The following is a 14,055-nucleotide window of genomic DNA, read 5'->3' on the forward strand; positions in this document are numbered from 1 at the left end:
ACAGTAATAAAAATTGAAGATTAATAATTATCGTTCTGTGTTAATGCGCCTCCTACATAGTCGATCTCGCTTTGTGGAATCGGGTAGGGGTATGTCTTATCGGTGACGAGTGTCCCGGCACCGGAATACTTGCCCTCATCAGTCTTGCCGAATTTCTGCATTGTAGATACGAAGGTGCCCCAGCGAATTAAGTCGTAGAAGCGTAATCCCTCGCCTGCAAGTTCGATACGGCGTTCGTGGCGAACGGCGGCACGCAGATCATCGGAAGCTTTCACTTTATACTTAGCGTTGAAAGTATCCTCGGTCACTCGATCGCTCTCCTTGAGGTTGAACTTACGGTATTTAGCGTAGCTATCTGTCAAAGAGGTTGTCACGAAGGCACGATAACGTACTTGGTTGATCAGGTCGGCCGCTAGTTGTTTGTCGCCATCCGTCTCGATCAGGCATTCAGCGTACATCAGCAATACATCGGCATAGCGGATGTGATAGTGGGTCCAATCCGTGTTCAATAAATCGTTTAGTGGCCGTCTGGAGAAGTCTGGATACTGCTTACGGCTGTGTTGCTGTGGGAAATTGTCGTAGCCGGAATAGTCGTGTACCTCTTCGGAACCATCGTTCTTGACGAATATATCGCCGGATGACAATACCGTGTGTACCAAGCGTGGATCGCCTACCTCATATTCGTCTACCAAATCCTTCGTCGGACACTCGCCGCCCCATCCGCCGGCAATACCGCGACCGACATTCATTTGTGGACAAACGCTACCGCTAGTGTAGCTAGGAATGTAAGAGCGCAGGGTGATGAAGACGGACTCTTTTGACATATAGCCCTCTGTGGCGTTATTGAATAGCTTCTCGTAGTCATCTACTAATTCATAGCTTCCGGATTCGACAACTGCCTTCAGGTCTTTCAGAGCCTCTCCGTAGTTGCCGTAGAACATCAATACCCTAGCACGGAAAGCCATGGCGGCCTCTTTGGTGATTCGCCCAATCTCGCTGGTCGGAAGGCTTTTTGCATTAGGTAGATTAGGTTCGGCGATTGCGGTGTTCAGGTCTTTCAGGATAAAGTTCATGACCTCCTCTTTGCTGGATTTCGTGATCGTACTTTTGTCGACGACTTCCATGGGCTTGTCAATTAGTGGAATATTCTGGAAGATTGTAGCTAGGTCGTAGTAATAGAACGCACGCATGAATTGAGCCTCTGCGATCCATCGCTGTTTGGTTTCTGTGCTGACCAAGCCTCCGGCATCATCGATCAATTCTGATTCAGGTGTGATTAGCGACAGGAATACGTTGCAGGCTGAGATCGCTGTTTGGTAGCGATGAGTCCAAAGGTCGGACAAGACTTGATTAGTCGCCATTGGTGTTCCGCGGGCGATTTCCGTGATACGAACGCGGTCTCCTGCATCAGAGCCGCCTTTGGAGCAGTCGTCGCTCAATTGATCTCCCAAGACAAATTTCATGTCCTGATAGTTCCAGCTATCTTGTAAGGGCTGATAGCAATTGACCAAAAGTTTGTAGCCGGCATCCTTGGTACTCAGATAAGTTACCTCATCCAATGTTCCCAATGGCGGGCGGTCTAGAAAGTCGCTGTTACAGCTTGTCGTAAGGGCACCGACGCATGCGATCGATACAAGTAATTTCCCTATGTTAACTATAGATTTCATAATAATTCATTTTAAGATTATAATTTCAAACTAAGACCGAACATGAATGTACGCGGTTGCGGATAGAATCCCATATCACAGCCTTTGTAAAGAGGCGAGTTATTGATCTCTCCGATCTCAGGATCTAGTCCGGAATAACCGGTGATCGTGAATAAGTTCTGTGCGGCAACAAAGAAACGAAGGTTGTTGATCGTGATCTTCTTAGTCCATTCGGATGGAAGCGTATAACCGATTGTCAGGTTCTTCAAGCGAACATAAGAACCATTTTCCACATACCAATCGGACATCTCCAAGTTCATGCGGCTATCCGCATCGATTGCGAAGTTCTCGTTTGTACTACCCGGTCCGTTCCAGTAGGTTGTTAATATATCCTTCGGAGCATTGTACCAACCGGTACCTGAATAGATGTCATATTTCAATATGTTTAAGATGTCATTGCCGACTGATCCTTGGAAGAAGGCGGAGATGTCGAATCCTTTCCATTCTGCGCCTAAGGTCAAACCAAAGGTGAAGTCTGGATGAGGATTTCCTGTCATCGTGCGGTCTTCGTCGTCTAGTTTACCATCTTTGTTCAAATCTTGGAACTTTAAGTCGCCCGGCTTTGCGTTTGGCATTACCATTTGACCGTTGTTCTTGTAGTTGTCGATCTCTTCTTGGGTCTGGAAGACACCATCGGTTTTATATCCGTAGAAATAACCGATCGGTTGTCCTGGCTCTGTCATCGTATAGGAGAAGTATCCTAGATGGATGCCTTTACCCGGAATATTCGCTCCACTACCTAGGCTTTTTACCTTATTTTTATAGGTGGATACGTTTCCGTTGATATGATATTGGAAGTCGTTCCCGATCTTACCGTCGTATCCGAGCGTTACTTCAAAACCTTTATTGCTTACGCTACCGGCATTCATCCACGGCGTGTTGGGGAATCCTAGTGAACTGGGCACGGGTACTTGCACCAACATATCACTTGTCTGACGGTCAAAGTAGTCGAAGGTTGCTCTCAAGGAACCTTGGAAAAAGGCCAAATCCAATCCGAAGTCCAGTTGGCGAGTAGTCTCCCATTTCAGATCCGGATTACCCACCTGCGTACGTCCGGCATACAAGTTCGTCTGATACGGATTACCGAAGAGGTAGTAGCTACCATTTCCGAACGTATTCATATAGGCTCCGGAGGAGATAGTCTGGTTCCCGATCTCACCCCAAGCTGCTCTTAACTTACCTTGTGACAGCCACTCAAGGTTCTTCATGAAGCTCTCTTCCGAGAAATTCCAACCGGCGGATACGGAGGGGAAGTAACCCCAGCGATTACCATCCGCAAATTTAGAGGATCCATCCCAACGGATATTGGCTGTGATCATATAACGGTTGTCAAAGGAATAAAATACACGACCGAAATAAGAATTCAGCGTACTCGTGGCGTAGTAGCCTGATGCGGCGGGATTCATGGTACCGGCGTTGATGATCTGCTGGTTCGGGTTGTTGTTGACCTGTCCTTCTTTATAGGCGTAGATCTCCTCGTAGCGCTCTTTCTCTGCGGAGGTACCGACCATGGCTGTTACCGCATGTTTGTCGAATTTTTCATTGTAAGTTAGGTAATTGTCGAATACCCAGTAATCTTTATTCGCTACGCTCCGACTGGCGCCCGCATAAGTGGAGTACTCATCTCCATCCAGATAGTAAGAAGGACGGAAAGAGTCGCTTTGGTTACGGACTAAGTCAAGAGCGATACTGGATTTGAAGGTCAAGAAGGGTAACAACTTGACTTCGCCGGAGATATTACTTTTCGTGGCGATCCCGTGCCATTGATTTAATGCGGAGCGGTCTACCTGTCCAACCGTGTTCGGTTTGTTTGAGTAAATTACGCCTGTATAGCGAGACCAAGGATTGGTCGGCTCATAACCACCCATAATTCGGTTTTGCAAGAAATCTGGGATATCCACTAGGTTGTCGCGATATACCGGAGTGATTGGGTCTGCCGCAAGGGTACTGAACACGGTTGCTGTGTAAGAGTTATTCTCATCTAGGTTGCGCCTGGATTCGTACGTGACGTTCACATTTGCGGAGAGGTTCAACCACTTGGTTACCTCAGAGTCTACGTTCAACCGACCGGAGAGGCGTTCATAGTCGGAACCTTTCAAGATTCCTTGTTGATCCATATAGCCAAAGCTAGCACGGTATCTGAGTTTCTTCATACCTCCGGAGAAAGCTAGGTTGTAATTCTGACTGATAGCTTCCTTGGGTTTACGGGTGCTCTCTTTCCACCAATCCGTACCGGATCGTCCTCCGTTTTTCCCTAGGAAAGTAAGGATCTGCTCTCGCTTCTCTGGTGTGGCGAAATCATCGATCAAGGCTTTCCCGGATGCGGCGTAAGCCCGGTTCTTATATTCCATGAAACCTTCGGCGTCTAGCATGTCATACGTTTTCACTACATCTTGGAAACCAATGTTCATATCAAACTCGATGTTGCTTCGGTAACTCTCGCCGGAAGCTCCTCGCTTTGTGGATACTAGGATCACACCGTTGGCAGCACGGGCACCATAGATCGCTTGTGCGGAAGCGTCTTTCAATACCTCTATGCTCTCGATATCACGGGCATTTAACCAACCGATATCACCTTGAGGTAGACCATCTACTACATACAACGGATCATTATTATTGATAGTACCGACACCACGGATACGGACATTACCGAGTGAACCTGGGCTACCGGAACTAGATGTTATGGTTACACCGGCTGCTTTTCCTTGCAAGGCGTCGGCGGCGCTGCGAAGCGGTAGGTTCGAGATCTCGTCTCCTTTTACTTGAGAAACAGCTCCGGTTAAATCTCTTTTCTTGAAGGAACCGTAACCAACAACTACTACCTCATCCAACTTTTGAGTGTCTTCCGCTAAAGTGACGTTGAGGTTACTTTTATTGCCTACGTTGATACTTTGTTGGAGATAGCCGATGTACGAGAATTCAACGGTAGCATTGGAGGGAACATTCTCTAGAATGTAGTTTCCGTCCATATCGGTCATAGATCCGATTGTAGTACCTTTCACTACAACGTTTACTCCGATCAGAGGCTCCCCATCTTGTCCTACTACTTGTCCGGTTAGCCGTTTGCGATTTTGGTTGGTGGATGGCAACTCCGTATCTTTCATGGTCTTGTTGGTAAGTACTACGTGATTCTTGACGATCTTATACGTAATATCCGTACCTCTAAAGACATTGTTTAATACTTGTTCTATGGATTCTTCATGGATATTGACATCAACCCGTTTATTCAAATTGATTTGATTGTCATTATAAAAGAATTTATATTCACTTTGGTCTTCAATCGCCTTAAAAACTTCAGTGATAGTTCCTTTTGTGATATTTAAGGATATAATTTGTGCTGATGCCGCTACTGTGTACGGCTGGAAAAAGGTTAAGCACAAACCTAAAAGTAATGATTTTTTCAGGGTTCTGTAATTAGTTCTACCGGAACCATTGACATTCCCCGATATGAAATATCAGAGATGGATAAACAAGAGGCTGTGGAAGATAATGATCCTTATTCGATACTTAGTATTTTTGAAATAGAACGAATCACGGAAAATACGATAGAGGAATTACCAGATCAATGTAAATCCATTTTTAAATTGAGTCGTATAAATGGACTCAAGAACCAAGAGATCGCAGATAAATTGGATATCTCCGTCCGTACAGTGGAAACACAGATATATAGAGCCCTTAAGATTTTGAAAAGTAGATTGAAAGATTATCTGGTTTCTTGAAAAAATATAATACAAAAATCTATCAATCTTGTAAGTAGCACATCGTTTTGAAGTGTCATACATATAGAATCGAGAAAAAACAATGAAAGAATATATAAAAAATATAATTGCGGAAAGTCTCAAAGACGAAGTAGATGTTGATAGGGAGTGGGAGCGTTTGTTTTCATCCATAGAGAAAAAAACTATTTCCAAAATGAAAACAAGAAGGCTATTCCTTCAATACATGAAATATGCCGCTGCCGTGGTTTTGGGCATAGGTGTTTCACTATCAACGTTGTATCTTACGAATCAAGAGAACTTATCGACAGTTGGAAATTATAAATTAGTAACGAGCAAAGGAGAGAAGAGCTATTTGCAATTACCGGATGGTACGAGGGTTTGGCTTAACTCTTGTACAACTCTAGAATATGCGGAGAACTACGGCCATTCCAATCGTAGCATTTATTTGGATGGAGAAGCTTATTTTGAAGTCGCAAAGAATAAAGACTTACCATTTGTTGTAAAGGCAAACGGTATTGATGTGAAAGCGATTGGTACGGCCTTTAATGTTTCCGCTTATATGGAAGACTCGCAACTAACCACAACCTTGTTCAATGGCAAGGTCGCCGTACAACCTACGTTGACTAAACAAGAGGTCTTACTTGAGCCTAACCAAGTGGCGGTTTATGATAAAAGTAGAAATAAGATAGAAGTAGTACCTTACGATAAGAAACTATTCGCTCAATGGAGAGGAGGTTTCTTGTCTTTTGAAATGATGTATCTGCAAGATATAACAAAGTTGTTGGAAAGGAACTATAACGTTGTATTTCGTTATGAAAATCAAGGGATAAAAAAATTAAGGTTTAGCGGTAGTTTCCGTAACAACGAAGATTTATCGGAGATTCTCAATGTGATAAAGACGAATACGGGTATTCGCTATCAAATACTGAAAGATACTATAGTAATCAAATAATAAATCATTGAATTATTAATCTTAAAAACAGTCTTGCTTATGAGAAATGGATGATTTTTAGTGTAATACGGATAAAAAACGTAACATTGTTAGATCTTATTATTAATCTTAAATTTATTAATTATGGCTAATCAGATAGGGAGTTCCGGTAGAACGAAGGTAATTGAGGCATTCGTTCTGTATAGCCCTGTATAAATAAGCGTTTAAAGACGTGTGAATATCGATGTTCTCACGCTTTTCCCAAAAGCGGAGGAAGACGTTTTGTAAGATGTCTTTTGCGTCTTCCGGGGCGGGGATAAATTTTCGGCAATGTATATAAAGTTGGAGATAAACAGACTTGAACAGGGTATTAAAGGCGGCTATATCTCCTTGTTTGATCAATTCGATTATTTTGTTGTCAGATGCCATTTTATTCCCGTGTATTATTAGAAAGGTGGAGCGTATAGGCTAGGAGAACGTCCCTTGGGCCTATACGCTTACTACCTGTCAATTAATGCTAATCCCTATTATAAGATTTCGTTTGCGGTTTTATTGAAGTATTGGATACATTCTTTAATGTCCGGTACAGAGTTTTCCCAGTTGTATTCATACTCGATAGAGAATACTCCCTTGAAATTCTGGGATTTGAGTTCTTTCAACATTCCCTTTACATCTAGGATGCCTGTGCCCCAGATCACGTCGTACTGCTCATTCTCTCCTGCTTTTTTCGGGGCGATATCCTTGAAATGCAAAGAGATGATTCGACCTTTGAGTTGCTTTAAGCAATCAATCTGGTTTAGCCCCTCCCGACGCCAATGCCCCACATCGGAACAAGAACCAAGCGATTGACTGCGTCCGGAGATGGCTTTCAACAGGTTCTCAGGTTTCCAGTAGTCGGAAGGCTGCGGGTGATTATGGACGGAGATCTTAATGTTGTATTGCTTGGACAATTTTTCTACCAAGTCCCAGTCACTTAAAGCCGGTTCGCAAGTAATGAACTCTAGGTCCATCGCTTTCGCGAATTTGAACATCTTTTCCCAATCGGACGACTTTTCGGCTACATACACCCCGGTTCCTACGATCTTGATACCTTTGGATGCCGCAAGCTCCTTGATCTCTTTCTGGGTCTGCGCATCAAGGTTGAAATCGAATACTTTATCTCCCCATTTACCACCGAGCTTATGGCCGGGATAAATCTCGATGTATTTCAATCCCAGTTCTTGTGTCTTATCGAGAGCTTCCGTCAAAGGGAACAGGTGGAAACTATAGGATTGCATCCCTAGACGCCATCCGTTCTTCTCGGCCTTCGTTTGCGCTTCGCTTGGAATAGCCAATAGGCAGCAAACGATCGCTATCATTATTTTATAGATATGTCTTATCATATTTGGCTGTTATTAAAAGGTTTATCTTGGCATATCCGGCAAAGAGAAACCGTTGTTATACGTATGCTTGATCCATTCGTTGGCCATTTCCGCAGCGTTAAACTCGGCGAAGCGACGGTCGAAACGCGGATCTCCGTCAATTACCTTGAAATCATCCACCGTGACGATCTTGATCTTATCGTTCGGGGAGATGTTCGTAAACCGCATGTTCTCTCCATCCCATTGCAACTCACGATGCAAACCTTGCAGTCCGGAGAGGCGAACGGCCAAGACTCCCATCACGACCATCTCGTTGAACGGACCGGAGAACTGGAAGTTGGATGAGGCTTCCGTACGATTTTCCGGGGATTCCTTGCAAGCCCGGATCCAGTCTTGCTCATGGGCATTGGTGGACCATATGTCTCCATTGCCACCTTTCACTCTCGGGATCGTCGGTTTGGGCTGGTTGAAATGTTCCATGTCGGAAACCGGTAATAAGGTCGGGTTCATTCCATAACAGCCTGTCATGATCTTTCCTTTCGTTCCGATGAAGATGATACCGCCGTTCTCGTCGCCCATCATCTGCCCGTCTTTCAATTCTTCCGGACGGGGAGGCATCAGACCACCATCGTACCAATAGACTTTCACTTCCGGCATCTTGACATTTCCTTTGGGTGGACGTGCGGGGAATGTATAGGTTACGATCTGTGCGTGAGGAGGGGAGTACAGGTTACTCAAAGTAGAGCTGCCGATTACGCTGGTCGGATATTTTAAGTCGAGTGCCCAATACAACGGGTCCATGATATGGCAAGCCATATCGCCCAAGGCCCCGGTTCCGAAGTCCCACCATCCACGCCAGTTCCAAGGGGTATAGACCGGATTATAAGGCCGCTTTTGAGCCGGGCCGATCCATAAATCCCAATCCAGTGTCTTCGGGCACTTCGGGGTATCGTTCGGCTTCATCAAGCCTTGGGGCCAGATGGGGCGGTCTGTCCAACAATGTACCTCATATACATCGCCGATTACGCCAGACTGTATCCACTCCGCGATCTGCCGGCACCAGTCGAATGAGTTACCTTGGTTACCCATTTGGGTGGCTACCTTATATTTCTTCGCCAGTTTGGTAAGCAAACGCGATTCGTAAACGGAGTGGGTAAGCGGTTTTTGCGTATAGCAATGCTTGCCTAGCGTGATTGCGTGGGCGGTCACGCCGGCATGTGTATGGTCTGGGGTGGCTACCATAATCGCATCGATTGATTTACCCATCTCATCGAACATGACACGCCAGTCTTTAAAGCGTTTAGCCTTCGGATAGTCCTTGAAGGTCTTGTCCGCGTAGTGCCAATCTACATCGCATAAAGCTACGATATTCTCCGTGTTCATGTTGGCGAGGTTACGACGTCCCATACCGCCGACACCGATACCCGCGATATTCAGTTTGTCACTAGGAGCTGTATAGCCAAAGGATTTACCGAGTACAGAACCCGGAACGATCGTTAGTCCGGCTGCCGCTACGGCTCCGGTCTTGAGGAAACTTCTTCTCGAAATGTTTTTCATAACTATTAAATTTTAAGAAAACGATATTCTATAATGTTTGTAAATGAAGGTTGCGCCAAAGAACCTTGATGCCGCCACCATCATGTATTTGCAAAGCGATACGCCCTTGACCGGCTCCGATCTTTTCATCCCGGATGTTTACCATCTCCTCTCCGTTGAGCCAAGTCTGTACATTATCTCCTTGTACCCGGATACGCATCGTGTTCCACTCTCCTTGTTTTAGGATGTTCTCCTTCTCGTCCGGGATCTGTATCAACCATCCTCGTCCGTAGGATTCGTAGATACCGCCCGTGTCAAAGCCTTTGGGGGCGACTTCCACTTGCCAGCCGTTTACCTTTACATCTTTTTCTTCTACAAAGGAACGAATAAATACGCCAGAATTACCATCCGCTTCCTGTTTAAATTCCACGGTAAGGTCAAAATCGTCGTAATATTCCCGGGTGGCTAGATAGCCGTATTGTTTATCCGGGCCACTTTCGCATACTAATAAACCATCTTTTACATACCATAATTCTGTGCCGTATTTATCCCAGTTTGTAATGTCCTCGCCGTTGAATAAACGAGCCTCTCGTGTCTTGCGGGGAAGTTCCTTGATCTTGATATTACGGAACCATGCGGGATAACCGTGGTCTTGCAAACAAATCAAGCCTTTATGCGCTAATCCGTATTCAGGAGCGTTCGCCCATTTACCGCTGTTCTTACGGGAGAACCAATCATCAGACCATGCATCGAACTCTACGGTTTTGTGCCCGTTCATAAAGTAGGTGACATGTCCGTTGTCAAAAATAATCTTAGAGTTGTTCCATTCGCCGGCCGGATGTACTTTTATCGTGTTGAAGTCCGGTAAATACATCGCGTAATCCACTCCGCAACGTTGCCAATCTTCCAATGGCTCCGCGAAATTGATATCATCAATCAATTGATACTCGGGGCCGGTAACGTAGGGAACCGGGAATTGAGGACGTTCTACCACATGATATAATAAACCGCTATTTCCTCCTTTCGAGATTTTCCAGTCCCACGAAAGCTCAAAATTCTCATAAGCCTTGTCGGTGACGATGTATCCGCTGGCATCGCTACCTTGCCCGTCCGCTTGGATGGTTCCGTTTACAACTTCCCAAGGTCCGGTCAAGGCAGTTCCGTTATAATCCCGCCAGCCATCCAAGGTTTCCCCATCGAATAGAAGTTCCCAACCTTCCGCTTTCTCTTGTTCGGTCAATGTGTTATGCTTCGTGTTATCACAGGCGATTAAACCGAAAGCAGCTGCCATTGCGAACGATACGATTGTTATTTTCATGTACGTATAGCTTTATTGTTAATACAAATTTGTCGGTGTTTTATATATGAGACAACTCTGGGGCAAGGGATACGTAAGCTCTTTTTCCTTTTTTATTTATTTTAACGGAAGTGTATGGCAATCGGTCATTTATTAGTCGGCAAACGCAGTAGTACTGACTTTGCCAAGTAATATATACAAACATCGCCAACGCTGTATATCTGATTTGGATACACTAAATACATTATATGATGTAGCCAAATGTTGCTGTAATAGTTATGGTATCAACGACTGAAGCTTTTCTTTACAGAAAATACTACAATAAGCCAGTAATCGAATACTTTATTTAAAGTGTTGATAATCAGCATTGTGAAAATATCATGATGTTTATGCTGAAACACGTACGTGTTTTCGAAAAAAGTCGTACATGTTTGAAAAAATTCATGTACGTGTTTTTCTATAAAATGATAGGGATACAATTATACATGTTTAAAAGTTACAATAACTCTACTTTACAGAGCTTTGTCATAAAAGATATCGCCGACATTTATCGAGTGAGTAAGAAAAGGTTGAAATGTGATAGCAAAAGGCGTTGGGGTACCATGAAAATTTACTACCACCATTCTATATGTACACTGTAAGTCCGTATAATATATGGAATAGCGGTAGTAATTGTAACAAACGAGAGTAAAAACGCCCGTTGTTTTTGCTGGATTTATTTGATTTGCTTAAACGCTTTTCCGAGCATATCCGTGATGTCGCTGGCGATCATGCTCTCTTCCGAGCGGAAAGCGGCGGCGAGATCACCGGCTGTACCGTGCAAGAATACTCCGACTACAGCGGCAGTTTCCGGAGAATAGTCTTGCGCCAATAAGCTGAGGATGATGCCCGTCAGCACGTCTCCGCTACCGGCGGTTGCCATGCCCGGATTTCCGCAACTATTGAAATAAATGTTTCCTGCCGGAGAACAAATAGCGGTATAAGCACCTTTCAATACGATACAAATCTTATGTTCGGCGGCGAAAGATTGCGCTTTCATCAAACGGTCGTATGAGTTCGTGCTTTCACCCGCTATCCGATCGAACTCCTTCGGATGGGGAGTGAGGATGCTCCGTGGCGGGATCTTATTGAATAAGTCCTTGTTGGATGCCATTATATTAATAGCGTCCGCATCGATAACGACTGGTTTTGTGCTGGATTGCAGGATACGTTCGATCGCTGCTGCGGATTCTAAATGCTGTCCGAGTCCCGGTCCCATACCGACAGCGGAGTAACTACCTATCTCGGGAACCGTAGAGAAATAATCAGGATTTGCGTCTAGACTTAACATCGCTTCCGGGAAAGCGGTCTGGAAGATTGATTCGCCTCGGGTCGGGATATGCACGGTCAATAGTCCGGCTCCACTCCGTAAGCATGCCTTCGCGGATAATAGGGCGGCTCCCATTTTTCCTTTACTTCCGGCGATCAATAAAGCATGTCCGAACGTTCCCTTATGGGCGAAACGTTTGCGAGACTTTAACGAATAGGATATATCTTCTTCCGTAACCAATGAGTAAGGGGAAGCCGTCTCATAAATTGCGTCCGGATGGATTCCGATATCCAGTATTTTCCACTCGCCTACGTATTGTTCATTCTCCGGAAAAAGAAACGCCAGTTTCGGGAAGCCGAATGTCAAGGTTAAGCTGGCCTTGATGATCGCCTCCGAGTCATTCTTACGATTATCTTCCCCGAATAAGCCGGAAGGAATATCGATCGCTACGACTTCCGCCTCGGATTGGTTGATATAATTGACCATAGCGGCGAAACCTCCGGTGAGAGGACGGTTTAATCCCGAACCGAACAAGCCATCGATCACCACGTCTCGGTCGGTTAGCGTCGGCGGCTCAAAGTCACGGACCACTTCCGTAAATTCGATCCGTTCCATGTCGAGCAGACGCTGCTTGTTTTGCTCACACTCTACGGACAGATGCTCTGTCGGGTTGAATAAATACGTCTCTACCCGGTATGATTCCTCGTTCAAAAGGCGGGCGATGGCCAAAGCGTCGGCTCCGTTATTGCCTTGACCGGCGAAAATCACGATGCGGACCTGCTTGGAGTAGCGCCGGCAAAACTCATGGACGAACGTCGTAGCGGCACGCTCCACTAAGTCGATCGAACTAATTGGCTCGTGTTGAATCGTATATTGGTCGAGCTCCTTTACCTTGTCTGTAGCGAATATCTTAATCATAATTCTAGATGTCTGGGGTTTTATTCTGCTTACAAATGTATAACAAACTTTGGTATGTTGCTACACTTTTTTGTGCATCGCCGAAAAAGTTGTACATTTGTCCCCTCGAAAACCGAAAGATTTATGGACAGAATTCGTCTAAAAGACAAAGAATTTGAACTGTTTATTCCGGAGTCGGATATTCAGGCGGCTATCGCTAAAATGGCCGTTCAGATTAAAGCGGATGTGGAAGGGAAAAATCCTCTATTCGTGGGTGTGCTAAACGGGGCTTTTATGTTTGTCGCCGAGCTGATGCGTGAGCTGGATGTTCCGTATGAGCTGACATTCGCTCGTTATTCCTCGTATCAAGGAACTTCCAGTACGGGCATATTGAATGAGATCATGCCGGTGCAGGCTGATATTTGCGGACGTATGGTGATCTTATTGGAGGATATTATCGATACGGGCTTTACGATGAGCTACGTGATGGAGAAGCTTCGGAGCGAGGGTGCCGCCGATGTAAGATTGGCAACGATGCTTTTCAAGCCGGAATCCTTGAAATGCGAGTTGACTCCGGATTATGTAGGCTTACAGATACCCGCTGATTTTATCGTGGGACATGGTTTGGATTATGATGAGTTGGGCCGCTCATATAAGGATATCTACAAGGTTGTGGAATAAAATAGTATACATTATATATAATAAAGGAACAATAGTATGTTGAACGTGGTTATTTTTGGTGCTCCCGGTTCAGGTAAGGGAACACAAAGTGAGTTGATTATTAAAGAATACGGTTTGGATCATATCTCTACTGGCGATGTATTGCGTGGCGAGATGAAGGCTGAGACAGAACTGGGCAAGATCGCTAAGGATTATATCGAGAAGGGACAATTGGTTCCGGACGAGTTGATCGTTGATATGTTGGCGAATGTATTGGATAGCAAGAAGCCGGCTAAGGGCGTAATCTTCGATGGTTTCCCTCGTACGATCCCTCAAGCGAAAGCCTTGAAGAAGATGTTGAACGAGCGTGGAACAGACGTTTCCGTTATGTTGAACCTTCAAGTAGAGGAAGAGGAGTTGATCAAGCGTTTATTGGAGCGCGGTAAAGTATCCGGACGTTCTGACGATAACTTGGAGACGATCAAATCCAGACTGGATGTTTACCATACTCAAACAGCTCCTTTGGCAGACTACTATGTAGGTGAAGGCAAGCACGTGGCCATCAAAGGGATGGGAACAATCGAGGAAATCTTCGGTCGTATCAAAGAGGCGGTTAATAACGTAAAATAATTGAAATAA

The 14,055-nt window shown here is 45.0% G+C and carries 11 protein-coding genes; 4 read left to right on the forward strand and 7 right to left on the reverse strand.

Annotation, left to right across the window (positions count from 1 at the left end; all coding sequences use genetic code 11):
• Positions 1 to 20 precede the first annotated feature (20 nt).
• Both NBH07_RS10230 and NBH07_RS10235 read right to left on the reverse strand, forming a co-directional pair.
• The gene (locus tag NBH07_RS10230) at positions 21 to 1,667 is read right to left on the reverse strand and encodes a RagB/SusD family nutrient uptake outer membrane protein (RefSeq protein ID WP_022192032.1); all 1,647 of its coding nucleotides are present in this window, start codon (positions 1,665 to 1,667) and stop codon (positions 21 to 23) included.
• Positions 1,668 to 1,684: 17 nt separating this feature from the next.
• A complete protein-coding gene (locus tag NBH07_RS10235) occupies positions 1,685 to 5,086 on the reverse strand; it encodes a TonB-dependent receptor (RefSeq protein WP_009018208.1) in 3,402 nt (1,133 codons plus the stop codon).
• An 81-nt stretch (positions 5,087 to 5,167) separates the two neighbouring features.
• Between NBH07_RS10235 and NBH07_RS10240 the strand changes: the two genes are divergently transcribed.
• Together NBH07_RS10240 and NBH07_RS10245 are read left to right on the forward strand one after the other, a co-directional pair.
• The gene (locus tag NBH07_RS10240) at positions 5,168 to 5,425 is read left to right on the forward strand and encodes a sigma-70 family RNA polymerase sigma factor (protein ID WP_005854787.1); all 258 of its coding nucleotides are present in this window, start codon (positions 5,168 to 5,170) and stop codon (positions 5,423 to 5,425) included.
• Between the two features lie 82 nt (positions 5,426 to 5,507).
• A complete protein-coding gene (locus tag NBH07_RS10245; RefSeq protein ID WP_009018804.1) occupies positions 5,508 to 6,377 on the forward strand; it encodes a FecR family protein in 870 nt (289 codons plus the stop codon).
• A gap of 117 nt (positions 6,378 to 6,494) precedes the next feature.
• Here the strand turns inward: NBH07_RS10245 and NBH07_RS10250 are convergent, their stop codons facing one another.
• From NBH07_RS10250 to NBH07_RS10270, 5 genes are all read right to left on the reverse strand, one after another.
• The gene (locus tag NBH07_RS10250; protein WP_005854791.1) at positions 6,495 to 6,785 is read right to left on the reverse strand and encodes an RNA polymerase sigma factor; all 291 of its coding nucleotides are present in this window, start codon (positions 6,783 to 6,785) and stop codon (positions 6,495 to 6,497) included.
• A 98-nt stretch (positions 6,786 to 6,883) separates the two neighbouring features.
• Complete coding sequence (locus tag NBH07_RS10255) at positions 6,884 to 7,738, reverse strand: sugar phosphate isomerase/epimerase family protein (protein ID WP_009018210.1); 855 nt, start codon at positions 7,736 to 7,738, stop codon at positions 6,884 to 6,886.
• Between the two features lie 21 nt (positions 7,739 to 7,759).
• Positions 7,760 to 9,274: a glycoside 3-dehydrogenase gene (locus NBH07_RS10260; protein WP_005854795.1), complete on the reverse strand. Its 1,515-nt coding sequence runs from the start codon at positions 9,272 to 9,274 to the stop codon at positions 7,760 to 7,762.
• A 28-nt stretch (positions 9,275 to 9,302) separates the two neighbouring features.
• Positions 9,303 to 10,544: a 3-keto-disaccharide hydrolase gene (locus NBH07_RS10265; protein ID WP_370510636.1), complete on the reverse strand. Its 1,242-nt coding sequence runs from the start codon at positions 10,542 to 10,544 to the stop codon at positions 9,303 to 9,305.
• A 721-nt stretch (positions 10,545 to 11,265) separates the two neighbouring features.
• Positions 11,266 to 12,777 (reverse strand): bifunctional ADP-dependent NAD(P)H-hydrate dehydratase/NAD(P)H-hydrate epimerase, encoded by a 1,512-nt coding sequence (locus NBH07_RS10270; protein ID WP_005854801.1) that lies wholly within the window; start codon positions 12,775 to 12,777, stop codon positions 11,266 to 11,268.
• A gap of 123 nt (positions 12,778 to 12,900) precedes the next feature.
• Between NBH07_RS10270 and NBH07_RS10275 the strand changes: the two genes are divergently transcribed.
• Both NBH07_RS10275 and NBH07_RS10280 read left to right on the forward strand, forming a co-directional pair.
• Positions 12,901 to 13,437 carry a phosphoribosyltransferase gene (locus tag NBH07_RS10275; protein WP_034527250.1) on the forward strand — a complete coding sequence of 179 codons (537 nt, stop codon included), beginning with the start codon at positions 12,901 to 12,903 and terminating at the stop codon, positions 13,435 to 13,437.
• Positions 13,438 to 13,473: 36 nt separating this feature from the next.
• Positions 13,474 to 14,046 (forward strand): adenylate kinase, encoded by a 573-nt coding sequence (locus tag NBH07_RS10280; RefSeq protein ID WP_005854805.1) that lies wholly within the window; start codon positions 13,474 to 13,476, stop codon positions 14,044 to 14,046.
• The last annotated feature ends 9 nt before the right edge of the window (positions 14,047 to 14,055 follow it).

This window comes from Parabacteroides sp. B2-S-102, from assembly GCF_023656665.1.
GTDB lineage: Bacteria > Bacteroidota > Bacteroidia > Bacteroidales > Tannerellaceae > Parabacteroides > Parabacteroides distasonis.

Coding starts and splice junctions, on each gene's coding strand:
- NBH07_RS10250 (WP_005854791.1), bottom strand. CDS start 6,785: ATGGCATCTGACAACAAAATAATCGAATTGATCAAACAAGGAGATATA.
- NBH07_RS10245 (WP_009018804.1), top strand. CDS start 5,508: ATGAAAGAATATATAAAAAATATAATTGCGGAAAGTCTCAAAGACGAA.
- NBH07_RS10255 (WP_009018210.1), bottom strand. CDS start 7,738: ATGATAAGACATATCTATAAAATAATGATAGCGATCGTTTGCTGCCTA.
- NBH07_RS10265 (WP_370510636.1), bottom strand. CDS start 10,544: ATGGCAGCTGCTTTCGGTTTAATCGCCTGTGATAACACGAAGCATAAC.
- NBH07_RS10240 (WP_005854787.1), top strand. CDS start 5,168: ATGGATAAACAAGAGGCTGTGGAAGATAATGATCCTTATTCGATACTT.
- NBH07_RS10275 (WP_034527250.1), top strand. CDS start 12,901: ATGGACAGAATTCGTCTAAAAGACAAAGAATTTGAACTGTTTATTCCG.
- NBH07_RS10260 (WP_005854795.1), bottom strand. CDS start 9,274: ATGAAAAACATTTCGAGAAGAAGTTTCCTCAAGACCGGAGCCGTAGCG.
- NBH07_RS10280 (WP_005854805.1), top strand. CDS start 13,474: ATGTTGAACGTGGTTATTTTTGGTGCTCCCGGTTCAGGTAAGGGAACA.
- NBH07_RS10230 (WP_022192032.1), bottom strand. CDS start 1,667: ATGAAATCTATAGTTAACATAGGGAAATTACTTGTATCGATCGCATGC.
- NBH07_RS10270 (WP_005854801.1), bottom strand. CDS start 12,777: ATGATTAAGATATTCGCTACAGACAAGGTAAAGGAGCTCGACCAATAT.